The sequence below is a fragment of the Arenimonas sp. SCN 70-307 genome, from assembly GCF_001724815.1.
Lineage (GTDB): Bacteria > Pseudomonadota > Gammaproteobacteria > Xanthomonadales > Xanthomonadaceae > Arenimonas.
The window spans coordinates 602,439-624,955 of the sequence record NZ_MEDO01000014.1 but is presented as its reverse complement, the minus strand read 5'-3'; the positions used below and the strand labels follow the sequence as shown (position 1 = coordinate 624,955).

Below are 22,517 nucleotides of genomic sequence, written 5' to 3'. Positions count from 1 at the left end.
CTCCGGAAGGTGTCGCCTACCTGACCACGGCCGGCAGGCAAGGTTCAAAAGCGGCGGCCCGGGGGCCGCCGCGCAGGGCTCAGCCTTCCGCGTTCGCGGCGGCAGCCAGGGCCTCGGCCGAGGGGGCGTCGGCGGCGTTGTGCAGGCCTTCGATGTAGGTCGCCAGGGCCTGGATTTCCTCGTCGGTGAGGCTGCCGGCCACGCCCGCCATGATGGCGTTGGCGTTGTTGCCCTTGCCCCAGACGGTGCCGTTGCGGAAGGCGGTCAGCGCGTTGGCGGTGTAACCGGCGTGCTGGCCGGCCAGGTTCGGCCAGGCCGAACCCGGGTTGCCGGCGCCGGCGGGGCCGTGGCAGGCCGCGCAGGACGGCACCGAACCGTCGGCCTTGCCGAAGCGGTAGAGGCGCTCGCCGAGCTGGTAGAACTTCATGCCGGCGTTCGGGCCTTCGGCGATCACGCTGTCGTCGGCCACGCCGGCCACGACCTTCTGGCTGGCGAAGTAGGCGCCCAGGTCGCGCATGTCCTGCGCGCTCAGGGTGGCGGCGAAGCCGAGCATGATGGCGTTGTCGCGCTCCATCGACTTGTACAGCGCCAGCTGGCGGGCGATGTAGCGCTCGTGCTGGCCGGCCAGCTTCGGGTACTGCGGGTCGGCGGAGTTGCCGTCCATGCCGTGGCAGGCCGCGCAGACCGCCGCCTTGCCGGCACCGGCCTGGGCGTCGCCGCGATGGGCGACGGCGTTGTCGGCTTCCAGGGTTTCGGTGGGGGCCGGGGCCGCCTCGGGGGCCGCCGTGACGGTGGCCGGCTCCGTGGCGGGCTCCTGGGCCACGGCCACGGCCGCGGCCAGGGCGGCGGCGACACCAAGGATGCGCGTGAACTTCATGGGCTGCTCCGGAACGCTTGATTCGGTGGGAAAGGGGCCTTGCGCGACGGGCGCGCAGGAAGGCGCGGATTATCCCAGCCGCTGGCGCAGGCGGTCAATTCAGCGGCTCCGGAAGGGCTTCCGGGCTGGTCAGCGGGGGCCGTACGGGCCATGCTGGGCGCCTTCCAACGCCCCGGCCGACCCGATGTCCAACCCCCTGGCCCGCGCCAAATACTTCAATTCCGTGCACTCCCTGCGCCAGCTGCCGCCCGACGACGGCCGCGAGGTGGTGTTCGCCGGCCGCTCGAACGCGGGCAAGTCCAGCGCGCTCAACGCCCTCACGAACCAGAACGGCCTGGCCCGCGTCTCCAAGACCCCGGGCCGCACCCAGGCGCTGAATTACTTCGAGGTCGACCCGGGCCGCTACCTGGTGGACCTGCCCGGCTACGGCTACGCCAAGGTGCCCGAGGCGATGCGCGAGGCCTGGAAGGGCACGATCAACCGCTACTTCCAGGAGCGCGGTTCGCTGGCGGGGCTGGTGGTGGTGATGGACATCCGCCATCCGCTGCGCGAGTACGACCTGCAGATGCTCGACTACGCGGTCGCCCGCGGCCTGCCGGCGCATTGCCTGCTGACCAAGGCCGACAAGTTCGGCCGCGGCGAGCAGTCCAGGGTGCTGGCCGCCGTGCGCAAGGAACTCGGCGACCGCGCCAGCGCCCAGGTCTTCTCCGCCGACGCCAAACTCGGCCTCGACGAAGCCCGCACCGTCATCTCCGGCTGGCTGGAGATCTAGGCGTCCCGCAGCCGCGGATCGAGCCAGGTGCGCAGGGCGTCGACGAGGGCGTTGATGAGGACGATGGCGGCGCCGATGGCGAGCACGACGCCGAGCACGAGGGTGTAGTCGCGGTTGAGGGCGCCCTGCACGAAGTAGCGGCCCACGCCCGGGATGCCGAACACCTGCTCGACCACCGCCGAGCCGCTGACCACGTTGATCAGCGCCGGGCTCAGCCAGGCCACCACCGGCAGCAGGCCCGGGCGCAGCGCGTGCACCAGCAGCAGGCGCGCGCCCGACAGGCCGCGGCCGCGGGCCGCGCGCAGGTAGTCGGCGCCCAGCACCTCGAGCAGCGAGGCGCGGGTGAGTCGCGCGCAGTACGCGAGGTTCGGCAGCGCCAGCGCCACCACCGGTAAAACCATGCTGCGCCAGGTGCCGTCCCAGCCGCCGGCCGGCAGCCACTGCAAGGTCACGGCGAAAAGCAGCACCAGCAGGGGCGCCGCCACGAACTTGGGCACGCTCAGGCCCAGGCCCGCGCCGAACATCAGCAGGCGGTCGGTCCAGCGTCCTGCGCGCAGCGCCGCCCACACGCCCAGCGGGATGCCGATGGCCAGCGCCAGCAGCAGGGCCAGGCCGCCGTTGAGCAGCGAGATCGGCAGGCTCGCCGCCAGCAGCTCGTTGACCGTGTAGTCGGGGTACTGGAACGAAGGCCCGAGGTCGCCGCGCGCCACGTCGGCCAGCCAGTGGCCGTACTGCGCCGGCAGCGACTGGTCGAGCCGGTACTGCGCCGCGAGCGCCGCCTCGACTTCCGGCGGCGCGGCCTTCTCGGCGTCGAAGGGGCCGCCCGGCGCCGCGCGCAGCAGCACGAAGCACAGCGTGGCCAGCAGCCAGAGCGTCAGCAGCGCTTCGAAGGCGCGCCCGGCGAAGCGCTTCATGGCGCCTCCGCGAAGCGCAGGAAGCGGCTGGGGTGGCGGTCGAGCGGATTGGCTTCGAAGCCCAGCACGTCGCGGTGCACCAGGTGGCGCGAGGTGTAGAAGTACAGCGGCACGACCGCGTGCGTTGCCTGCAGCCTGTGCTCCGCCTGCCGCAGCAGCGACTGCCGGCGTTCGAGCGTGGGCGCGGCGTCGGCGGCGGCGAGCAGCGCGTCGTACTCGCGGTCGTCCAGGCCGCTCCAGTTCGCCGGGCTCTGGCTGTGGAAGGTGCCCAGGAAATTGCGCGCATCGTCGATGTCGGCGATCCAGCCGCCGCGGAAGACCTCGGTGATGGCGCGCTGGCGCCGCGTGCCGACGAAGACCTTCCACTCCTCGTTGCGAAGCGTCGTGCGCACGCCCAGGGTTTCGCGCCACATCGCCGCCACCGCCAGCGCCATGCGCCGGTGTGGCGTGGAGGTGTTGTAGCGCAGCTCGATCTGCAGCGGCCGCTCGCGCGAATAGCCGGCCTGCGCGTACAGCGCCCGCGCCCGCGCCTCGCGCTGGCGCTGCGTCAGCGAGGCCACCGCCGGCACCGGCGGCGTGTAACCGGCCGTGCCCGGCGGCACCACGCCCCAGGCCGGCGCTTCGCCCAGGCCGGTGACGTGGCGGGTGAGGATGTCGCGGTCCACCGCCAGCACCAGCGCCTCGCGCAGCGCCGGCGAATCCTTGAACGGCGGTCGGGTGAGGTTGAAGCCCAGCCAGAAGCTGCCCAGGTAGGGGCTGATGCGCAGCTGCTCGCCGAAGCGCGCCCGCAGGTGTTCCAGCGGCTGCGGCGGCAGGGTTTCGGTGATGTGCAGGCCGCCGGCCTCGAAGCGGCGCAGCTCGGCCGCGGCGTCCTCGGTGACGTGGAAGCGCACGCGTTCGATCGGCGCCGGCTCGCGGAAGTGCGGGTTGCGCTCCACCACCAGGTGCGCCTGCGGCAGCCACTCGGCCAGCTGGTAGGCGCCGTTGGACACCAGCCGTCCCGGGCGGGTGAAGCGCGCGCCATGCTCGGCCAGGCTGGGCAGGTGCACGGGGTAGGCGATGGGCAGGGTGAGCAGGCGCGGCAGGTCGGCGCTGCGGCTCAGCCGGAACACCAGCGTGCGCGCATCCGGCGCACTGACGCCCAGCGCGGCCGGCGGGCGCTCGCCGCGCTGCACCGCGGCGGCATGTTCGATCGCGTCCAGGTGCGCGGCGAAGGGCGCGGCCGTGGCCGGCTCGAAGGCGCGGCGCAGGCTGGCCAGCACCTGGCCGGCGTCCAGCGGCTCGCCGTTGGACCAGCGCAGGCCCTCGCGCAGGTGGAAGGTCCAGCTACGGCCGTCCTCCGACACGTCCCAGCGCTCGGCCAGGCCGGGGATGAGGTTCCCGGCGCCGTCCTCGGCCACCAGGCCTTCGAACAGGTCGCGCAGCACGTTGGCGCAGGCCACTTCCGGGCAGCGGTGCGGGTCGAGCGTGGAGGGCTCGGGACCGTTGCCGCGCTCGAGGCTGCGGGCCGCGGCCGGCGCGGGACAGAGAATCCCGGCCAGCAGGACGCCAAGCACGACGGCGCGGGTTAGGATTCGCATCCCGCGATTGTAGGCCACCGGCCTGCGTTCGCCCCCCACCCCCGCAAGGCCGCCGACGTGTCCGGACCCAGCAACGCCAAGGATGATCCCCTGACCGACCGCCGCGTGCTGGTCGAGTACCTGGCCTCGGGCGGCAAGCCGCCGGCCGACTGGCGCATCGGCACCGAGCACGAGAAGTTCGGCTTCCGCCTCGACGACCTGCGCCCGCCCACCTGGGACGGCCCGCGCGGCATCGAGGCCCTGCTGCGCGGCCTGACGCGCTTTGGCTGGGAGCCCTACGAGGAAAACGGCAAGCTCATCGCCCTGTCCAAGGCCGGCGCCTCGGTCACGCTCGAGCCGGCCGGCCAGCTCGAACTCTCGGGCGCCATGCTCGAGAACATCCACCAGACCTGCTGCGAGACCATGTCGCACCTGCGCGAGGTCAAGACGGTGGGCGACGAGCTCGGCATCGGTTTCCTGGGCATGGGCTTCCAGCCCAAGTGGCGCCGCGACGAGATGCCGTGGATGCCCAAGGGCCGCTACAAGATCATGCGCGAGTACATGCCCAAGCGCGGCAACCTCGGCCTGGACATGATGACCCGCACCTGCACCGTGCAGGTGAACCTCGACTTCCTCGACGAAGCCGACATGGTCAAGAAGTTCCGCGTCTCGCTGGCGCTGCAGCCCATCGCCACCGCGCTGTTCGCCGACTCGCCCTTCACCGACGGCCAGCCCAACGGCTACCTGAGCTACCGCTCGCACATCTGGACCGACACCGACCCCGACCGCACGGGCATGCTCGATTTCGTGTTCGAGGACGGCTTCGGCTTCGAGCGCTACGTCGACTACCTGCTCGACGTGCCGATGTACTTCAGCTACCGCGACGGCCAGTACCTGGACCTGAGCGGCCGCAGCTTCCGCAAGTTCCTGCGCGGCGAGCTCGAGGAGCTGCCCGGCCAGCTGCCGACGATGCGCGACTGGGCCGACCACATGACCACCGCCTTCCCGGAAGTGCGGCTGAAGAAATACCTGGAGATGCGCGGCGCCGACGGCGGCCCCTGGAACCGCCTGTGCGCGCTGCCGGCGTTCTGGACCGGCCTGCTCTACGACGACGCGGCGCTCGACGCCGCCTGGGACCTGGTGAAGGATTTCAGCACCGAGGAGCGCCACGCGCTGCGCGATGGCGTGCCCAAACACGCGCTCAAGCTGCCCTTCCGCGGCCGCACGGTGCGCGAGCTGGCCATCGAGGCGCTGAAGATTTCCGGCCAGGGCCTGGCCCGCCGCAACCGGCTCAACGCCGGCGGCGCCAGCGAGGCGGTGTTCCTCGAGCCGCTGCTGGAGTTCGCCATGGCCAACGAGACCCCGGCCGAGCGCAAGCTGGCGCTGTTCCACGGCGCCTGGGGCGGCAGCGTCGATCCCGTGTTCCGCGAGTTCGCGTACTGACATGGCCAGCGTTGACGCCAAGCGCTTCACCCACGACGACCCGCGCCTGGGCCAGCTCGAGGAACTGCTCGAGCAGCGGGCGGTGCCTTTCGGTGGCTTCGGGCTCGAGGCCCTGGACGGCTACCTGACCGCGCTGGTGCTCAGCCGCGACACGGTCATGCCCAGCGAGTGGATGCCCGCGGTCTGGGGCAAGACACCGCCGCGCTGGGAGACGATGGAGGAGGCCGCACAAGTTTACGGGCTGCTGATGTCGGCCTGGAACACCGTTGCCCACCGCGTCCGGCTGGGCGGCGACGACCTGTCGCCCGAGGCGCTGCCGCTGTGGTGGCTCCCCGATGACCTCGACGCCGAACACGGCGACGACGTCGACATCGGCACCGAGTGGGCCGCCGGCTTCATGCACGGCATGGACCTGCGCGGCGACGACTGGGATGCGTGGATCGCCGAAGAGCCCTGGATCGCCGACATCGAGGCCTACATCGAGGCCCTGGCGATCGGCAGCTACCCGCCGGAGGAAGAGGGCGGCGCGCCGGAGCCGCTGAGCTACCGCGAGCGGCTGGAGATCTTCTTCAGCCTGCCGGACATGATGCTCGACCTGCACACCCAGCGCATTGAGTCCCTGACCCCGCGCGAGCCCGTGCGCCGCGCCGCCGCCCCCGAGCGCAACGACCCGTGCCCCTGCGGCAGCGGCAAGAAATACAAGAAGTGCTGCGGCGCCTGAGCCAGGCCCGGGGTCGGAGGTAATTTCCCGGAAGGGAAATTACCTCCGACCCCGTTTTGTCTTTAGGCTTGGGGCATGAGCGAAGCCACCGAACCCCTGCGCGAAGCCGACCTGCCGCCCACCGACCTGCTGCTGCGCGACGATGTGCGACGGCTTGGCACGCTGGTGGGCGAGATCCTCGCCGAGCAGGTCTCGCCGGCTTTCCTGGCCGAGGTCGAGGCGTTGCGCGTGGCTTCGATCCGCCGTCGCGAGGCCGGGGCGCCGATGAAGGACGTGGCCGACCGCCTGCGCGGCCTGCCGCTGGACCGCGCCGAGCTGCTGGTGCGCGCCTTCCACAGCTATTTCCAGGCCGTGAACCTGGCCGAGCGCGTGCACCGCATCCGCCGCCGGCGCGACTACCAGCGCCTGGGCGAAGGCCCGCAGCCGGGTGGCCTCGAGGACAGCCTGCGCAAGCTGCGCGACGAGGGCGTGCCGGCCGCCGACGTGGCCGCGCTGCTGCCGCGCCTGCGCATCGAGCCGGTGTTCACCGCGCATCCCACCGAGGCCGTGCGGCGCGCGCTGCTCGAGAAGGAGAGCGAGGTGGTGCGTTGCCTGGTCGAGGACATCGACCGCGGCCTGACCCCGCAGGAGCGCCGCGCCGACCTCGAGCGCATGCGCCTGGCGCTCAGCGCCGCCTGGCAGACCGACGAAACGCCCCCCGAGAAGCCCACCGTCGCCGATGAGTTCGAGCACGTGGCCTTCTACCTCTCCGACGTGCTCTACCGCGTGCTGCCGGTGTTCCACGAGGTGTTCCTCGACGCCCTGGCCAGCGTCTACGGCAGCGCGCCCGACGAACTGCCGCCGCTGCTGGGCTTCGGCTCCTGGGTGGGCGGCGACATGGACGGCAACCCGAACGTGGGCGCGCACACCATCGCCGCCACGCTCGCCGGCCAGCGCGCCATCGTGCTCGGCCGCTACCGGCGCGAGCTGGAGAAGCTGGCCGACCTGCTGAGCCAGACCGATGGCCGGGTCGGCATTTCGCCCGCGCTGCTGCGACGCGCCGACGACTACGCGCAGCGCTTCCCGGCGGCCGCCGACGCGCTCAAGGCCCGCCACGCCGACATGCCCTACCGCCGGTTCCTGAGCCTGGTGGCGGCGCGCATCTCCGCGACCGAGCAGGATGGCGCGCAGGCTTATGCCGGCCCCGACGAGCTGCTGGCCGACCTGCGCCTGGTCGAAGGCAGCCTGTCGGCGAACCGCGGCGAACACGCCGGCGGCTTCGCGGTGCGCCGCCTGCTGCGGCGCGTGCAGGCCTTCGGCTTCCACCTGGCCACGCTCGACCTGCGCCAGGAAAGTTCGCAGCACGATGCCGCGCTGTCGGCCCTGCTGGCGGATCCGGGATTCGGCGCGCGCCCCTGGACCGAGCGCGCGCACCGCCTGCGCGAGCTGATCACCGGCACCGACCCGGCGAAAGCGCCCGGCGCCGCCGACGCGGTCGCGGTGCTGGAGGTCTTCCGCACCGTCGCCGCCGCGCTGCCGCGCTACGGCGCCCGCGCGATCGGGCCCTACATCATCTCGATGAGCCGCAGCGCCGCCGATGCACTCGCCGTGCTGGCGCTGGCGCGGCTGGGCGGCTGCGTCGACGGCAATGGCGCGGTGCCGCTGGACGTGGCGCCGCTGTTCGAAACCGTAGACGACCTCGACAACGCCGCCGCCACCCTGCGCTCGCTGTTCGCCGACCCGGTGTACCGCGAGCACCTGCGCGAGCGCGGCGACCGCCAGGTGGTGATGCTGGGCTATTCGGACAGCGCCAAGGACGGCGGCCTGGTCGCCTCGCGCTGGGCCCTGCAGCAGACCCAGGTGGCGCTGACCGCGCTGGCCGCCGAGGCGGGCGTGCGCATCGCCTTCTTCCACGGCCGCGGCGGTTCGCTCTCGCGCGGCGGCGGCAAGACCGGCCGCGCCGTCATCGCCGCGCCGCGCGGTTCGGTCGATGGTTTCCTGCGCCTGACCGAGCAGGGCGAGGTGATCCACCGCAAGTACGGCATCCGCGCGCTGGCGCTGCGCAACCTCGAGCAGGCCACCGGCGCCGTGCTGCGCGCCACGCTGCGGCCACGTTCGCCCGAGCCGCGCGAGGCGTCGTGGCGCCAGATGGCGGCCGCGGCCGCGGTGTCCGCGCGCGCGCACTATCGCGGCCTGGTGTACGAGGACGACGGCTTCGTGCCGTATTTCCGCGAAGCCACGCCGATCGACGTGATCGAGCGCCTGCGCATCGGCTCGCGGCCGAGCAAACGCGGCAATGCCGGCGGGGTGTCCTCGCTGCGCGCCATCCCGTGGGTGTTCGCCTGGTCGCAGAACCGCTGCGGCCTGACCGCCTGGCTGGGCGTGGGCACCGGCCTGGCCCGCATCGTCGACGAGTTCGGCCGCGAGGCGGTGGCCGAGATGGCGCGCGACTGGCCCTTTTTCGCCACGCTCGTGGACGACGTGGAGATGGTGCTGGCCAAGTCCGACCTCGATATCTTCGAGCGCTATTCGCAGCTGGCCGGCGAGCCCGCGCATGCGCGCTACTTCCCGCGCATCGCCGCCGAGTTCGCGCTCACCCGCGACACCATCCTCGCGCTCAAGGGCCGCGAGCGCCTGCTCGACGGCGACTACCGGCTGCGCGAATCCATCCGGCTGCGCAACCCGTACGTGGACCCGATCAGCCTTCTGCAGGTGGACCTGCTGGCGCGCTGGCGCGCGGCGGGCCGGCCCGAGGACGATCCGCTGTTCCATGCGCTGGTGACGACGGTGAACGGCATCGCCGCGGGCGTGCAGAACACCGGCTGAAGGCAAGGGGTCGGAGGTAATTTCGCGAAGCGAAATTACCTCCGACCCCAGGCATCGGGGACAGGTGCAATTTTCCTTTGGAAAATTGCACCTGTCCCCATCCGGCTAGGCCGAGCGCACGTCCGCCAGCTCCCAGTTCGCCCCCGCCAGTAGCCGCAGCCGGTGCTTGAACACCGCGCCGGGCAGGGAGGTGGTGGCCTCGAGCGCGATGTGCAGGTCTTCCTGTCGCCCGGTCACCACCGCGTCCGGGTCGACCACGCCCAGGCTCTCCTCGACTTCGTCGGGCTCGTCCTGCATCGCCCGCCAGCGCTCGAACAGCCCGCGCCCGCGCAGCGCCGCCTGCAGCTCCTCGGCGAAGCCCTCGGCGCCCTCCGACCGGAACGCCAGCGCCGGCTCGCTGCCGCGCGCCTTCTCCGGCTCCGGCAACCGCAGCAAATACCTCACGGCCATCGCCCGCCCTCCAACCTTGGGGTCAGGGAACATTATCGTTTGCGGCGCCGGTTTGCCCAGCGCCGGCCGCGCTACCATCGACCCACATCCACCGAGGCTGCCCCTGATGACGCCCAAGACCGCCTGCCTGGCCACCGCGCTGCTGCTGGCCCTGTCCCCCGCCGCGATGGCGGCCAAGCTCGCCCTCGTGGGCGGCACGCTGGTGGACGGCACCCTGCGCGAGCCGATCCGCAACAGCGTCATCCTGGTCGACGGCGAGCGCATCGTCGCGGTCGGCACCGTCGACACGCTGCCGGTGCCTGCCGACGCCGAGGTGGTCTCGACCGAGGGCATGACGGTGCTGCCCGGGCTCTGGGACATGCACGTGCACCTGATGATCAACGGCCACGCCGACTACGCCTACTGGGACAAGACCTACCTGCCCAAGCTGCGCGACGTGATCATGCCGGCCTCGGCCGAGCAGCTGCTGATGGCGGGCATCACCAGCGCCCGCGACCTCGGTGCGCCGCTGGAGGACTCGATCTCGGTGCGCGACGCGATAAACGCCGGCAAGATCCCGGGGCCCACGATGTACATGTCCGGGCCCTTCATCCAGAAGAAGCCCTACCCGGGCACCGAGGCCTTCCGCTGGGGCGTGGACTCGCCCGCCGATGCCCGCGCCAAGGTGCGCCGGCTGGCCGAGGCCGGCGTCGACGTGATCAAGCTGATCGACCAGGACCAGATGAGCGAAGCCGAGGTGGCCGCCATCGTCGACGAGGCGCACAAGCACGACCTGCCGGTGATCGCCCACGCGCACCGCCCCGAGGAAGTGCGGCGCGGCCTGCGCCACGGCGTCGATGGCTTCGAGCACACCGGTTTCGCCGCGGCGCCCGAGTTCCCCAAGGACGTGATGGACGCGCTGGCCGAACGCACCGCCAACATGGCCGCGGGCCCGCTGTTCTGGACGCCCACCATCGAGGGGCTCTACAACTTCCCGTACACGGTGCGCAACCACGAGTTCATCGATTCCGATTCCTGGCACCGCGGCCTGCCGGCCGACATCGTCGCCGACATCCGCCGCTCGCTCGAGCACCCCGAGCGCATCAGCTACTTCCAGCAGACCCCGCAGCGCACGCCGACCCTGCGCCGCAAGTTCGAGCAGCTGCGGCAGGCCGGCGTGGTGCTGCTGGTGGGCACCGACTCGGGCATCCCGATGAAGTTCCACAGCCAGAGCACCTGGAACGAGCTGGACGTGTGGGTGAACCAGTTCGGCGTGCCGCCCGTGGACGCCATTCGCGCGGCGACCTACTGGCCCGCGGTGGCCATGGGCGTGGACGCCGAGTACGGCACGGTCACCGAAGGCAAGTACGCCGACATCGTGGCCGTGCAGGGCGACGCGCTCAGGCAGGTGGCCCTGCTGCAGCGCGTGGACATCGTGGTCAAGCACGGCAAGCGGGTGAAGTAGCCAGCGGCTGGCCCGGGTGCCGGCGGATTGCCCCGGCCCTGCCCGGAAAATGCCACAAGCCGGGTCCAGCATCGGGCGCCAGGTCCTGACGGAGGAAGTGGGTATGGGCACGTTGATCGAAGGAAGCTCGCTGCGCGGCGGCTGGATGCGCCGGGCGGTCTGGGGCGGGGCGCTGGCGCTGCTGCTCACGCCGCTGGTGGCGATGCAGTTCACCGACGAGGTGCAGTGGACCGGCGCGGATTTCGCCGTGTTCGGCGCCATGCTGCTCATCGCCTGCAGCCTCTACGAGCTGGCCGCCTGGCTGGCGCGCGACAACGCCTACATGGTGGCCGCCGGCCTGGCCGTCGGCGCCGGTTTCCTTACGGTCTGGGCGAACCTGGCCGTGGGCATCCTCGGAAGCGAGAACAACCCGGTCAACGACTGGTTCTTCGCCGTGCCCCTGCTGGCGCTGGTGGCCGCCGCCGCGGTGCGCTTCCGGCCGAAGGGCCTGGCGTGGGCGATGCGCCTGGTGGCGGCCGCCCAGCTGGCGCTGGCGATCTGGCTGGCGCTCGCCGGCCACGGCCACGTCTGGGTGTTCACCGCCGTGATGTGCGCGGCCTGGCTGGGCTCGGCCGAACTCTTTTCGCGCGCCCGCCAACGCTGAGGCCCCGAAAAGAAACGGGGCCAGGGACCCTTGGCGTTCCGGACGCCAAGGCCCCCTGGCCCCCTTTGCTGCTCAGTGGCGGTGCGGGGCCGACTTCGGGCAGTGGCAGGGCGCCGTCGGACCGTATTCGACGCCGGTGGGCACGGCCACGCCGTCGCGCTGCCAGAAGAAGGTCGGGGCCGGGCGCTGCAGGCCGCCGATCTCGCTCATGTCGTCGGCCTTGAACAGGCGGCCGTTGACCATCACCAGCGCGGTGTCGTCGGAAGCGCGGATGTCCTGCAGCGGGTTGCCGTCCACCACCACCAGGTCGGCGCGCTTGCCGGCCTCGATCGAGCCGATCTCCCTGGCCAGGCCCAGGTAGTTCGCGCCGTCGATGGTGGCCGCGCGCAGCGCCTCGAAGGGCGTGAAGCCGCCCTGCACCAGCGACCAGATCTCCCAGTGCGGCGCCTGGCCCTGCATCTGGCCGTGGCCGCCGACCAGGATGGGCACGCCGGCGTCGCGCAGCACCTTGGCCGCCTTGGCCACTTCCACGTGGTAGTAGTCCCACTCCGGGCCGGTCTCGCGGCGGATGGTGCGGTCGTCGAGCGCGCCCTTGGGGAAGAAGCGATTCAGGCGCGCGTTCTCCCACAGGTTGTCCTTGGCGTACCAGTAGTACTCGGCGTTGAGGCCGCCGTAGTTCACCACCAGGGTCGGCGTGTTCGACACCTCGGTCTGGCGCCACAGCTCCACCACGTCGCGGTAGAGCGGCGCCACCGGGATGTTGTGCTCCACGCCGGTCACGCCGTCGACGATCATCGTCATGTTGTGCTGGAAGGTGCTGCCGCCTTCCTCCACCACCAGCATGCCCAGCTCGTGCGCGGCCTGGTTGATCTGCTGGCGCTGGTCGCGGCGCGGCTGGTTGTAGCTCTTCACCGAGAAGGCGCCGTTGGCCTTCATGCGGCGCAGGTGCGAGCGGGCGTCGTCGATCGAGTTCACCACCGCCTTGAAGTCGCCGTCGGCGCCGTAAAGGATGGTGCCGGTGGAGAACACGCGCGGACCGACCATGCGGCCGGCCTTGACCAGCTCCGACTGCGAGAACACGAACTCGGTGGTCGCCGACGGGTCGTGCATGGTGGTGATGCCGAAGGCCAGGTTGGCGGCGTAGGCCCAGTTGTTCTGCGGCACCACGCCCTGGCCGAAGTGCGCAGCGTGCGCGTGCACGTCGACGATGCCCGGGAACACGGTCTTGCCGGCCACGTCCACTTCGCGGGCGCCGGCCGGGATGGCCACTTCGCCGCGCTTGCCCACGGCCACGATGCGCTCGCCGCGCACCACCACCACGCCGTCCTCGATCACTTCCTGCGAGCCCTCGGCGTCGCGCATGGTCACCACGCGGCCGCCCACCAGGGCGAAGGTGTCGGACGGGCGGTCGGTGTCCACGCGCAGGCCCACCGGCACGCCGGCGTCGGCCTTGGCCGCGCCCAGCGCGCGGCTGTGGTAGCGGTCGCCCACCAGCCAGTGCAGCGACTTCGAATCGGCCGACCAGTGCAGGTAGCTGCCCATGTCGGTGCCCAGCGCCGTCACCGGGATGGCCTTGGTGTCCTTGTTGAGTTCGATGCTGCCGCCGGTGGCCGGCAGCGGCGCCACGTAGCCGTTGAACAGCTCGGTGAAGGCCACCGACTTGCCGTCGGGGCTGATCGCCACGTGGTCGACGTACTTGAGGTTGAACACCTCGCGCGGCTGCTCGCCGTTCAGGCCCACGCTCATCAGCTTCTTCTCCAGGCCGCCGCCGGTGAGGAAGTACACGCGCTGGCCGTCGGCCGAGAAGTGCGGGTCGGCGCCGTTCTTGGACACCTGCACCGCCGCGCCGCCCGCGGCCGCCATCACGAACACGCCGCGCACGCCGCTCCACAGGCTGCCGGTGAGGCCGCCGCCGCCCGAGCGCGAATAGACGATGCGCGCGCCGTCGTTGGAATAGCGCGGGCCGTAGTAGAAGCCCGGCTCGCTTGTGAGCTTGCGCGACTGGCCGCTGGCCAGGTCGAGCTCGTGGATCGCGCCCATCTGCGCGTCCGACCAGGTGGTGTAGAGCAGCTTGCGGCCGTCGGCGCTGAAGCTGGGCTGGTATTCGAAGCGCGAATCGTCGCGGGTGAGGCGGCGCGGCTCGCCGTTCGGCAGGGCCTTGGTCCACAGCTGGCCGACCGCGTGGAAGACCAGGGTCTTGCCGTCGGGGCTGGTGGCCGCGTCGCGGATCATCTTCGGCGTGAAGCTGGCGCCCTCGATCTGCTGCGCGTAGCGCTGCGCCGGCAGCACGCTCTGCTCGACCTCGGCGGTGAAAGGGATGTTGGCCGGCGCGCCGCTGGCGGCGTCCACGCGCCAGAGCTTGCCCTGGGCCCAGACCACCAGCGCCTGGCCGTCGGGCGTCCAGTCGAAGTTGGGGTAGGGGCCGAAGATCGCCCAGGCTTCCTGCTGGTCGTGCGAGAGGCCGTCCCAGAGCGGGCGCACCTGGCCCGAGGCGAGGTCGAGCACGTGCAGCACCGACTTGTCGCGCACGCGCTTGACGAAGGCCAGCGACTTGCCGTCCGGCGAGGGCTGCGGGCGCACCGCGCCGCCCGGGCCGGCGGCCACGGTGTCGGTTTCGCCGGTTTCGCGGTCCAGGCGCTTGATGGCGTAGATCACGCCGTGCACGTTGCGGTTGTACTGGAACGCGCCGCCCGGGCTCACGTCCTCGGAGTAGTAGATGTAGCGGCCGTCGGGCGACACGGCCGGCTCGCCCAGGTCCTGCTGGTCGTTCTTGCGCTTGGTCAGCTGCAGGCCGGCGCCGCCGTCGCGGTGGTAGAGCCACAGCTCGCCCGCGCCCAGGGAGCGCTGCGAGGTGAAGTGCTTGCGGCCGACGAGGAACTGGCCGTCCGGCGTCCAGGCCGGGTTGTTGAGCAGGCGGAAGTCTTCCTTGGTCACCGCGGTGGCGCCGCTGCCGTCGGCGCGCATGCGCCAGAGGTTGTTGCCGCCGCCGCGGTCGGAGGTGAAGGCGATTTCCTTGCCGTCGGGCGAGAAGCGCGGCTGGATGTCCCAGGCGGGGCCGCGGGTCAGGCGGCGCGCCTGGCCGCCCTCGACCGGCAGCGCGTAGATGTCGCCGAGCATAGAGAACACGATGGTGCGGCCGTCGGGGCTGAGGTCGAGGTCGAGCCAGGTGCCCTCGTCGGTGCTGAAGCGAACCGTCTTGCCCTTGGCGTGCGCCGCCGTGATGTCCCACTTGGGTTCGGCCGCCTGCGCGGTGGTGCCGAGGGCGAGGCTGAGGGCGAGGGCAAGGGCGAACGGGCGAGGCGACATCGGCGGCTCCGGAGGCAGGCGTAAACGACCGATGCTAGGGCAAGCGGTCATCGGGCAGGTAGGCCGGAGGTCATGGTCGGGTGAAAGCGTGAGCGGGGTCCCGTCTTCGCCATGCCGAGGCTTTTTCGACTTGTGCCGGCCCCCCGGCTGCCGGACAGTAGGGCCATGGACGCCTCCCCACGCCGCCGCAAGTCCCTGTGGCTCCCGGCCATTCCCTGGCTGGTGGGCGGCCTCGGCCTGCCCGCGGTGGCCGCCGCGGCGTCGCCCGGCGGGCAGGCCGGCGCCTGGACGCTGGTGGGCCTGGCCCTGGGCCTGGCCGCGGCCATGGCCATGTGCTGGAGCGTGATGCGCGAGCGGCTGTCGCCGCACGAGGGCTGGGGCTACCTGGCCCTGGCCGCGCTGGCGGTGGCGGTGCTGGGCGTGTTCGGCGCCGGACGCTGGCCGTGGCTGGTGGCGCTGCTGGCGCTGTCGGTGGTGGCCTGGGGCCTGGTGATGGTGCGCACGCTGTCGGGGCGGATGCGCGGCCTGCTGCTCGAGCGCGACCACGCCCGCGCCGAGGCCAGCCGCGTGAAGGCCGACTCCGAGCGCGACCCGCTCACCGGCGTGCTCAACCGAGGCGCCTGGCGCGCCCGGCTCGAGCGCATCGGCGAGGACACCCGCCAGGACCAGCGGCCGATGTCGGTGCTGTTCTTCGACATCGACCTGTTCAAGCTCATCAACGACAGCCTCGGCCACCAGGTCGGCGACGACTGCCTCAAGGCCGTGGCCGACACCGTGGCCCACGAGCTGCGCGGCGGCGACATCCTCGGTCGCCTCGGCGGCGAAGAGTTCGCGGTGGCCCTGCCGGGTGCGCGCCGCATCCACGCCATCGCCGTCGGCGAGCGCATCCGCCAGGCCGTGCAGAAGCACTGCCAGGTGGTGGGCGAGGAGGTCGTGGAACTCACCGTCAGCGTCGGCGCCGCCGAATACCTGGGTGAAGACGAAAGCTACGACGCCCTGATGGACCGCGCCGACCGCGCCATGTACACGGCCAAGGGCTCGGGCCGGAACATGGTGGTGGCCGACGCCACCGTGCCGCAGGGGCCGGCGGCCCCCTGATTCCCCGTTCCCCTGCAGGTGGACGCGTTTGCCCGCGAGGCGGAGTAGACTGGTCCGGCGCAGGACGAGTACTGGGGGGTTCCGCGTGCGCAGTGTGATCCAGGTCGGGGACAGGATCGGCCCGTTCACCATCGTCGCCCGGCTCGGGCGCGGCGGCATGTCGACGGTCTACAACGCCTACGAGGCCGGACTCGACCGCGAGGTCGCGCTGAAGGTGCTGCCCATCGAGCTGCTCGAGGAGCCCGGCTTCGCCGACCGCTTCGAGCGCGAGGCGCGCCTGATCGCCAAGCTCGAGCACCCGCACATCGTGCCGCTCTATGCCTACGGCATCGACGAGGGCGTGCCGTGGATGGCCCTGCGCCTGGTGCGCGGTGGCCACCTGGGCGACCGCTTCAACCGCGAAGTGGTCGGCCGCGACACCGGCCTGGCCTGGTTCACCATGGTGGCCGACGCGCTCGACCACGCCCACAGCCTGGGCGTGGTACACCGCGACCTCAAGCCGCAGAACGTGCTGCTGGGCGAACACGGCGAGATCTACCTGGCCGACTTCGGCATCTCGCGCCTGCTCCAGGGCCGCACCACCATCACCAGCACCGGCGCGGTGCTGGGCACACCGCAGTACATGTCGCCCGAGCAGGCGCAGGACTCGCAGGTCGGCCCGGCCACCGACATCTACGCGCTCGGCGTGATGGTCTACCAGTGGCTCACCGGCCTGCTGCCCTTCGATGCCGACACGCCGTACGCGGTGATGTACAAGCACGTCAATTCGCCGCTGCAGCTCGAGCCGCTCGCGCCCTTCCCCGAGGAGGCGCGGCAGGTGCTGGCGCGTGCGCTGGCCAAGCAGTCCGACCAGCGCTGGCCCACCGCCGGCCGTTTCATCGAGGAGCTGGCCTCGGCGCTGGGCGCGCAGGAGGTGCCTGGGCAGGTGCTGTCGCTGGGCCGCTTGCCCTCCGGCGTGGCCGCGGCCATTTCAGCGCGCAAGCTGGGGAAGGTGGCTTCCGCGCCGGAAGGCCACGCCACGCCGACGCCGCCGGGGTCGCCGCCGGTGTCACCCACCGTGGTGCATACGCCCTCGCGGCCGATGACGCCGCCGTCCACTCCGCCCGTGACGCCCCCCGGCACCCGGCCCGTTACCCCGGCGGGCAGCCCGCCGGTGCCGCCCGATCCGCCCACGGTGGCGGGCAAGGCGCTGTCCGCGGGAGGCGGCCCGATCGAGCCGGCGGCCCTGCAGTTCCGTTCGCGCACGCCGGCACCGCCGCCGGCCGGGCCCGACAAGCGCCTGCTGGGCGCCGGCGCCGCGGCCCTGCTGCTGTTGCTGGCGCTGGCCTGGTGGGCCTTCGGCGGCAGCGACGGGGGCGAGCCCGTGCCGGCCGAGGCCACCGCCGCACCGGCCGAACCGGTGGCTGCGCCCGAAGCCGAACCCGAAGCGGCCGCGCCGCCGCCGCTGCCCGCGGGCGAGGCCCGCCTGCTGGTGGAGTCGGACCTCGCCTGCGAGCTGTCCATCAACGGCGTCAAGCGCTTCGACCTGGTGGCCAATACGCCGCTGCGGCTCGAGCTTGCACCGGGCCGTTATCCGCTGGTGTGCGTTTCGCCGGCGCATCCCGACGTGGTTTCGCGCAAGGTCGCCACCGCCACCCGCGACGAGCCGACGGTGGTGCTGTTCGAGCTCGCCTACGAGATCGGCCGCATCGAGCGCGAACGCGAGGCCGCCGCGCGCCAGGCGCGCGAGCAGGCCGAGGCCGATGCACGCGCCCGCCAGCGCCAGGAAGACGCCGAGGCCGCCGAGGCCCGGCGCCTGGTGGAGGAAGCCAAGCGCCGCGAAGAAGCGCGCTTGGCGGAGGAAGAGCGCAAGCTGCAGGAAGCCCGCCAGGCCGCCGAACGTCGCCGCCGCGAAGAAGCGCTCAAGCTCGACGAGGCGCGCCGCGCCGCCGAAGCCCGGCGCACGGGCGTGGCGCCGGCGCCTTCGCCGGCGCCTGCCGACCCCGCCCGCGTCGAGCGCGAGCGCCGCGAGGCCGAGGCCCGCCGCCAGGCCGAAGCGCGGCGCCAGGCCGAAGCCGCCGAGGCGGCCCGCGTGGCGGCCGAGCAGCAGGCCGCCGCCGAAGCCGCCGCCGCTGCCGCGGCGGCCGCCGCCGCGGCACCGCCCAAGCGCACGACGCCGGTGGGCATCCGCACGCCGCAGCCGGACTATCCGCCGGATGCGCTGCGCAGCGGCATCACGGGCGAGGTGCAGGTGCGCATCACCATCGCCCGCGATGGTTCGGTCAGGAACATCGAGGTGCTGCAGTCGAAGCCGCGCGGCACCTTCGACCGCGCGGTGCTCAACACCGTGCGCGGCTGGCGCTTCGAGCCGCTGGACGAGGAAGTGCAGATCAACCGCAGCTTCGTGTTCCGCTGAAGCCGGCGCTCAGGGCGCCGGCCACAGCGCCAGCACGAGGCCGATCAGGGTGAACTGCAGCGTGTGGTAGCCGCCGTTGATGGCGAAGAGCGCGAAGGGTTTGCGCTCGAACAGGTAGTTGATGCCGAAGCTCGCGGCCACCCAGCACAGGCCCGCCGAGAAGCCCGCGCCGAGACCGAGCTGCAGCGAAGGGCGCGGGCCCAGGAACATGGCGAACACGACGCTGGCCACCAGGCACAGCACGAAGGCGCCGCCGAAGATCAGCGCCATGTTGCCGCCGGCCAGCGTTTCGTCGCTCAGGCCGGTCAGGCGCTGCCAGGCCTTGCCGAACAGCAGCGGCGAATACCACAGGCCGCCCAGCACGAAGCCGCTGATGGCGGCGACGAGCACCGCCCAAAGATTGATCCCTTCCATGACCGTCTCCCCACGGTGGGCGCGCTTGCAAGCGCGCCCACGGGGGGCAGTCAGCGGCCGGTGTAGGCGCGCGGCAGGTTGCCCTTGGGCGCGAGGTAGCGGTCGCGCAGCTCGGTCTGGCGCGAGCGCATCGAGGCCGGCACGCCGCCGAACCAGACCTGCTCGGCCACGGTGTTCACCTCGAGCGGGTCGCCGGTCCAGAGCACCAGGTCGGCCGCCTGGCCCACGGCGATGCGGCCGCGCTGGCCGCCCACGCCGAAGGCATCGGCCGGCACCGAGGTCAGGCCGGCCAGGCCGGCTTCCCAGGGCAGGCCGTTGGCCACGGCGTTGCCGGCCAGCTGGCGCACCTTGCGGGCGTTGTGGGTGGCGTCGCCGCGCTGGGTGAAGCCCACGCGCACGCCGGCGCGGTGCAGGCGCGTGGCGTTTTCGAGGCTCGACGCGAGCGAATCGAAATTCGCCGGCAGGTTGGCCAGCGAATCGAGCAGCACCACCGCGTCGGCGGCCTTGAGCTCGGCGGCCACGCGCCAGGCTTCGTTGCCGCCGGCGATGACCGGGCGCATGCCGTTCTTCCTGGCGAAGGCCAGCACCTGGCGGATGTCGGCGGCGCGGTCGACGTGGAAGACCACGCGGCCGCCGGCCAGGTAGCGCGCCAGCGCGGCGCGGCCGGCGCGGGTGAGCAGGCCGTCGCCGCCGCCGCTGCGCGCTTCGGCCACGGCCTGCTCGAGCAGCATCCACTGGCCGGCGCGGCTGCCGCCGGACAGGCCCGAGGCATCGCTGCCCAGGTCGATGAACAGGCTGCGGCTGCCGGCCAGCGCCGCGTCGTAGCGGCCGTCGAGCAGCACGGCGCTGCCCTGGCCGGCCACGAAGCTGCCGCCCGGCAGGGCCGAGGGCGCGAGCACGGTGAAGGTGACACCCTCGACGCGGTTCACGCCGATGGCCGAGGAGTGCGGGTTGAAGGCGACGTCCACGTCGAACTCCGGGCGCCAGGACGAACCCTCGTGCGCCGGCACCATCGCGCCCAGCGCCAGGCCACCGTCGACGGTGGACGGCTCGCCCGAGACTTCCTCGATGCCCAGGCCCGTGAGGCCGCCGAACAGGCCCGGCGTCAGCGGCTTGCCCTTGGCATCGACCACGGTGACGCCGGCCGGCGCGGCCAGGCCGGGGCCGATGGCGCGCACCACGCCGCCCTGCACCAGCACGTCGTGGTCCTTGAGCGTGCCGGCGGGGCCGGCGGTGTGCACGGTGGCGTCGCGGATCAGCAGGTCCTGGGCGGCGGCGGGCAGCGCGGCGGCCAGCAGGACGGAAAGGAACAGGCGCTTCACGGCGACACCTCCTGGCCCAGCATGAAGTCGGAGACCGGGCGGCGCGCCGGGTCGTTGAGGTCGTGCAGCAGGGCGCCGTCGACGTACACCTTTTCGGCCTTGGCGTAGACCGAGAACGGGTTGCCGTTCCACAGCACCACGTCGGCCATCTTGCCCTCGTCGAGCGTGCCGACCTGGTCGGCGATGCCGATGGCCTTGGCGGCGTTGGCGGTGAGCCAGCGGATGGCGTGTTCGGGCGGCAGCGTCAATCCGGCGCGCTCGCCGCGCACCATCACCTTGGCCGCTTCCTGGTTCAGGCGCTGGATGCCCTCGCTCGAATCCGAGTGCACCACCGCGCAGCCGTTGGCCGGGCGGTCGACCAGGGCGATGTTTTCCTGGATGCCGTCGTAGGCCTCCATCTTGAAGCCCCACCAGTCGGCCCACAGCGCGCCGCAGATGCCTTCGGCGGCCAGTTCGTCGGCCAGCTTGTAGGCCTCGACGCCGTGGTGGAAGGCGTGGATCTTGAAGTCGAACTCCTTGGCCAGGTCCATCATCAGCGCCATTTCGTCGGCGCGGTAGCAGTGGATCTGCACGGTGATCTCGCCGCGCAGCACTTCGGCCAGGGTCTCCATGCGCAGGTCGCGCGCCGGCGGCTGGCCGGGGCCGGCGTCGCCCTTGCGGCGCTTGCCCTCGTTGCGGCTGGCGGCTTCGTGCTTGTCCCAGGCCTCGCGGTAGCGCTGCGCCTCGATGAAGGCGGCGCGGTAGCCGGCGATGTTGCCCATGCGGGTCATCGGCGCCTGGCCGCGGCCGCCGTACACGCGCTTGGGGTTCTCGCCGCAGGCCATCTTCACGCCGTGCGGGGCGCCGGGGAACTTCATCGCCTGCATGGTTTCGGCCGGCACGTTCTTGAGCACCACGCCGCGGCCGCCGATGAGGTTGGCCGAGCCGGGCAGGATCATCAGCGAGGTGACGCCGCCGGCCAGGGCCGCGGCGAATCCCGGGTCCTGCGGCCACACGCCGTGTTCGGCCCAGACCTGCGAAGTGACCGGGCTGGTCATTTCATTGCCGTCGCTGTGCGCGTTCGCGCCGGGGCTGGGGTAGACGCCCAGGTGCGAGTGCACGTCGATGATGCCGGGGGTGACCCACTTGCCGCGACCGTCGACGACGGTGGCGCCGGCCGGATCGAGGTCGGTGCCGACGGCGGCGATCTTGCCGTCGCGCATCAGCACGTCGGTGTTCTCGAGGCGCTTGCCGTCGCCGGTGAGCACGGTGGCGTCGGTGATCAGCACCGGGCCGGCGCCGACCGGCGCGTAGGTGCTGGCGAAGGGTGCCTCGGCCGCCGGCGCCAGGGCCGGCAGGGCGAGCAAAGCGGTGGCCAGCAGGCTGGCCCGGAATGGGTGGTGCATTGGTTTCTCCCCCGGTGGACGGGCAACCCTAGCCAGCGTGGGCCGGGTTTGCCAAGTGCAGGAAGCCGGCATTCACGGCGCGCGTGGCACAATGGGCAGGCTGTACGGATAAAAAGAACAACAAAAAAGGGATAACGAAGACATGAAGGACAAGAACGAAATCGTCAGCAACTGGCTGCCGCGCTACACGGGCGTGCCCCTGGAAGCCTTCGGCGAGCACATCCTGCTGACCAACTTCGGCGGCTACCTCAACACCTTCTCGCGCCTCACCGGCGCCGAGGTGGTGGGCCTGGACCGGCCGATGCCCAGCGCCACCGCCGACGGCATCACCCTGATCAACTTCGGCATGGGCAGCGCCAACGCCGCCACCGTGATGGACCTGCTCAGCGCCATCGGCCCCAAGGCCTGCCTGTTCCTGGGCAAGTGCGGCGGGCTCAAGCGCAAGAACCAGCTGGGCGACCTGGTGCTGCCGATCGCCGCCATCCGCGGCGAGGGCACCTCCAACGACTACCTGCCGCCGGAAGTGCCGGCGCTGCCGGCCTTCGCGCTGCAGCGCGCGGTCTCGACCATGATCCGCGACCTTGGCCACGACTACTGGACCGGCACGGTGTTCACCACCAACCGCCGCGTCTGGGAGCACGACGAGGCCTTCAAGGAATACCTGCGCAAGCTGCGCTGCATGGCCATCGACATGGAGACGGCCACGGTGTTCGCCGCGGGCTTCGCCAACTCGATTCCCTCGGGCGCGCTGCTGCTGGTCTCGGACCAGCCGATGGTGCCGGAGGGCGTGAAGACGGAAGCCTCCGACAAGAAGGTGACCGAGCACTTCGTCGAGCGGCACATCCAGATCGGCATCGAGGCCTTGCGCCTGATCCGCCGCCACGGCAAGTCCGTCAAGCACCTGCGCTTCGACTAACCAGAAAGGGGGTCAGGTTCACTTCCCGCGCCAGCGCAGGAAGTGAACCTGAC

At 71.9% G+C, this 22,517-nt stretch carries 17 protein-coding genes; 9 read left to right on the top strand and 8 right to left on the bottom strand.

Annotated features, from left to right (window positions below; translation table 11 throughout):
• Positions 1 to 79: 79 nt before the first annotated feature.
• A complete protein-coding gene (locus ABS41_RS09225) occupies positions 80 to 877 on the bottom strand; it encodes a c-type cytochrome (RefSeq protein WP_290593167.1) in 798 nt (265 codons plus the stop codon).
• A 184-nt stretch (positions 878 to 1,061) separates the two neighbouring features.
• Here ABS41_RS09225 and yihA point away from each other — a divergent pair, with 184 nt between their 5' ends.
• A complete protein-coding gene (gene yihA / locus ABS41_RS09220) occupies positions 1,062 to 1,649 on the top strand; it encodes a ribosome biogenesis GTP-binding protein YihA/YsxC (protein ID WP_290593164.1) in 588 nt (195 codons plus the stop codon).
• On the opposite strand, the gene ABS41_RS09215 is transcribed toward yihA, so the two are convergent.
• Complete coding sequence (locus ABS41_RS09215) at positions 1,646 to 2,563, bottom strand: ABC transporter permease subunit (protein WP_290593162.1); 918 nt, start codon at positions 2,561 to 2,563, stop codon at positions 1,646 to 1,648. The genes yihA and ABS41_RS09215 overlap by 4 nt on opposite strands.
• On the bottom strand, positions 2,560 to 4,143 hold the full coding sequence (locus tag ABS41_RS09210; RefSeq protein WP_290593160.1) for a peptide ABC transporter substrate-binding protein: 1,584 nt from the start codon (positions 4,141 to 4,143) through the stop codon (positions 2,560 to 2,562). The genes ABS41_RS09215 and ABS41_RS09210 overlap by 4 nt, the downstream gene beginning before the upstream one ends.
• 57 nt (positions 4,144 to 4,200) lie before the next feature.
• On the opposite strand from ABS41_RS09210, the gene ABS41_RS09205 reads away from it, so the two are divergent.
• The 3 genes from ABS41_RS09205 to ppc all read left to right on the top strand — a co-directional run bounded on the left by ABS41_RS09205 (position 4,201) and on the right by ppc (position 9,091).
• A complete protein-coding gene (locus tag ABS41_RS09205; protein ID WP_290593158.1) occupies positions 4,201 to 5,565 on the top strand; it encodes a glutamate--cysteine ligase in 1,365 nt (454 codons plus the stop codon).
• 1 nt (position 5,566) lies between these two features.
• Complete coding sequence (locus tag ABS41_RS09200; RefSeq protein ID WP_290593154.1) at positions 5,567 to 6,286, top strand: UPF0149 family protein; 720 nt, start codon at positions 5,567 to 5,569, stop codon at positions 6,284 to 6,286.
• Between the two features lie 75 nt (positions 6,287 to 6,361).
• Positions 6,362 to 9,091: a phosphoenolpyruvate carboxylase gene (gene ppc, locus ABS41_RS09195; protein ID WP_290593152.1), complete on the top strand. Its 2,730-nt coding sequence runs from the start codon at positions 6,362 to 6,364 to the stop codon at positions 9,089 to 9,091.
• A 105-nt stretch (positions 9,092 to 9,196) separates the two neighbouring features.
• On the opposite strand, the gene ABS41_RS09190 is transcribed toward ppc, so the two are convergent.
• On the bottom strand, positions 9,197 to 9,541 hold the full coding sequence (locus tag ABS41_RS09190; protein WP_290593149.1) for a hypothetical protein: 345 nt from the start codon (positions 9,539 to 9,541) through the stop codon (positions 9,197 to 9,199).
• Between the two features lie 106 nt (positions 9,542 to 9,647).
• Here ABS41_RS09190 and ABS41_RS09185 point away from each other — a divergent pair, with 106 nt between their 5' ends.
• Both ABS41_RS09185 and ABS41_RS09180 read left to right on the top strand, forming a co-directional pair.
• On the top strand, positions 9,648 to 10,985 hold the full coding sequence (locus ABS41_RS09185; protein WP_290593147.1) for an amidohydrolase family protein: 1,338 nt from the start codon (positions 9,648 to 9,650) through the stop codon (positions 10,983 to 10,985).
• A gap of 103 nt (positions 10,986 to 11,088) precedes the next feature.
• Positions 11,089 to 11,628 carry a hypothetical protein gene (locus ABS41_RS09180; RefSeq protein WP_290593145.1) on the top strand — a complete coding sequence of 180 codons (540 nt, stop codon included), beginning with the start codon at positions 11,089 to 11,091 and terminating at the stop codon, positions 11,626 to 11,628.
• 72 nt (positions 11,629 to 11,700) lie between these two features.
• On the opposite strand, the gene ABS41_RS09175 is transcribed toward ABS41_RS09180, so the two are convergent.
• Complete coding sequence (locus ABS41_RS09175) at positions 11,701 to 14,934, bottom strand: amidohydrolase family protein (RefSeq protein ID WP_290593143.1); 3,234 nt, start codon at positions 14,932 to 14,934, stop codon at positions 11,701 to 11,703.
• A 165-nt stretch (positions 14,935 to 15,099) separates the two neighbouring features.
• Here ABS41_RS09175 and ABS41_RS09170 point away from each other — a divergent pair, with 165 nt between their 5' ends.
• The gene (locus ABS41_RS09170) at positions 15,100 to 16,032 is read left to right on the top strand and encodes a GGDEF domain-containing protein (RefSeq protein WP_290593141.1); all 933 of its coding nucleotides are present in this window, start codon (positions 15,100 to 15,102) and stop codon (positions 16,030 to 16,032) included.
• A gap of 85 nt (positions 16,033 to 16,117) precedes the next feature.
• Positions 16,118 to 18,427 carry a TonB family protein gene (locus ABS41_RS09165; RefSeq protein WP_290593139.1) on the top strand — a complete coding sequence of 770 codons (2,310 nt, stop codon included), beginning with the start codon at positions 16,118 to 16,120 and terminating at the stop codon, positions 18,425 to 18,427.
• Positions 18,428 to 18,436: 9 nt separating this feature from the next.
• Here the strand turns inward: ABS41_RS09165 and ABS41_RS09160 are convergent, their stop codons facing one another.
• Genes ABS41_RS09160 through ABS41_RS09150 form a run of 3 tightly spaced genes read right to left on the bottom strand, consistent with a single transcriptional unit; the run spans position 18,437 to position 21,548 of the window.
• On the bottom strand, positions 18,437 to 18,841 hold the full coding sequence (locus tag ABS41_RS09160) for a DUF1761 domain-containing protein (protein WP_290593136.1): 405 nt from the start codon (positions 18,839 to 18,841) through the stop codon (positions 18,437 to 18,439).
• Positions 18,842 to 18,891: 50 nt separating this feature from the next.
• A complete protein-coding gene (locus tag ABS41_RS09155; protein WP_290593134.1) occupies positions 18,892 to 20,163 on the bottom strand; it encodes an amidohydrolase family protein in 1,272 nt (423 codons plus the stop codon).
• Positions 20,160 to 21,548: an amidohydrolase gene (locus ABS41_RS09150; RefSeq protein WP_290593132.1), complete on the bottom strand. Its 1,389-nt coding sequence runs from the start codon at positions 21,546 to 21,548 to the stop codon at positions 20,160 to 20,162. The genes ABS41_RS09155 and ABS41_RS09150 overlap by 4 nt, the downstream gene beginning before the upstream one ends.
• 142 nt (positions 21,549 to 21,690) lie before the next feature.
• Here ABS41_RS09150 and ABS41_RS09145 point away from each other — a divergent pair, with 142 nt between their 5' ends.
• Complete coding sequence (locus ABS41_RS09145; RefSeq protein WP_290593130.1) at positions 21,691 to 22,464, top strand: AMP nucleosidase; 774 nt, start codon at positions 21,691 to 21,693, stop codon at positions 22,462 to 22,464.
• Positions 22,465 to 22,517 lie beyond the last annotated feature (53 nt).

Coding starts and splice junctions, on each gene's coding strand:
- ABS41_RS09225 (WP_290593167.1), bottom strand. CDS start 877: ATGAAGTTCACGCGCATCCTTGGTGTCGCCGCCGCCCTGGCCGCGGCC.
- yihA (WP_290593164.1), top strand. CDS start 1,062: ATGTCCAACCCCCTGGCCCGCGCCAAATACTTCAATTCCGTGCACTCC.
- ABS41_RS09215 (WP_290593162.1), bottom strand. CDS start 2,563: ATGAAGCGCTTCGCCGGGCGCGCCTTCGAAGCGCTGCTGACGCTCTGG.
- ABS41_RS09210 (WP_290593160.1), bottom strand. CDS start 4,143: ATGCGAATCCTAACCCGCGCCGTCGTGCTTGGCGTCCTGCTGGCCGGG.
- ABS41_RS09200 (WP_290593154.1), top strand. CDS start 5,567: ATGGCCAGCGTTGACGCCAAGCGCTTCACCCACGACGACCCGCGCCTG.
- ppc (WP_290593152.1), top strand. CDS start 6,362: ATGAGCGAAGCCACCGAACCCCTGCGCGAAGCCGACCTGCCGCCCACC.
- ABS41_RS09190 (WP_290593149.1), bottom strand. CDS start 9,541: ATGGCCGTGAGGTATTTGCTGCGGTTGCCGGAGCCGGAGAAGGCGCGC.
- ABS41_RS09185 (WP_290593147.1), top strand. CDS start 9,648: ATGACGCCCAAGACCGCCTGCCTGGCCACCGCGCTGCTGCTGGCCCTG.
- ABS41_RS09180 (WP_290593145.1), top strand. CDS start 11,089: ATGGGCACGTTGATCGAAGGAAGCTCGCTGCGCGGCGGCTGGATGCGC.
- ABS41_RS09175 (WP_290593143.1), bottom strand. CDS start 14,934: ATGTCGCCTCGCCCGTTCGCCCTTGCCCTCGCCCTCAGCCTCGCCCTC.
- ABS41_RS09170 (WP_290593141.1), top strand. CDS start 15,100: ATGGACGCCTCCCCACGCCGCCGCAAGTCCCTGTGGCTCCCGGCCATT.
- ABS41_RS09160 (WP_290593136.1), bottom strand. CDS start 18,841: ATGGAAGGGATCAATCTTTGGGCGGTGCTCGTCGCCGCCATCAGCGGC.
- ABS41_RS09150 (WP_290593132.1), bottom strand. CDS start 21,548: ATGCACCACCCATTCCGGGCCAGCCTGCTGGCCACCGCTTTGCTCGCC.
- ABS41_RS09145 (WP_290593130.1), top strand. CDS start 21,691: ATGAAGGACAAGAACGAAATCGTCAGCAACTGGCTGCCGCGCTACACG.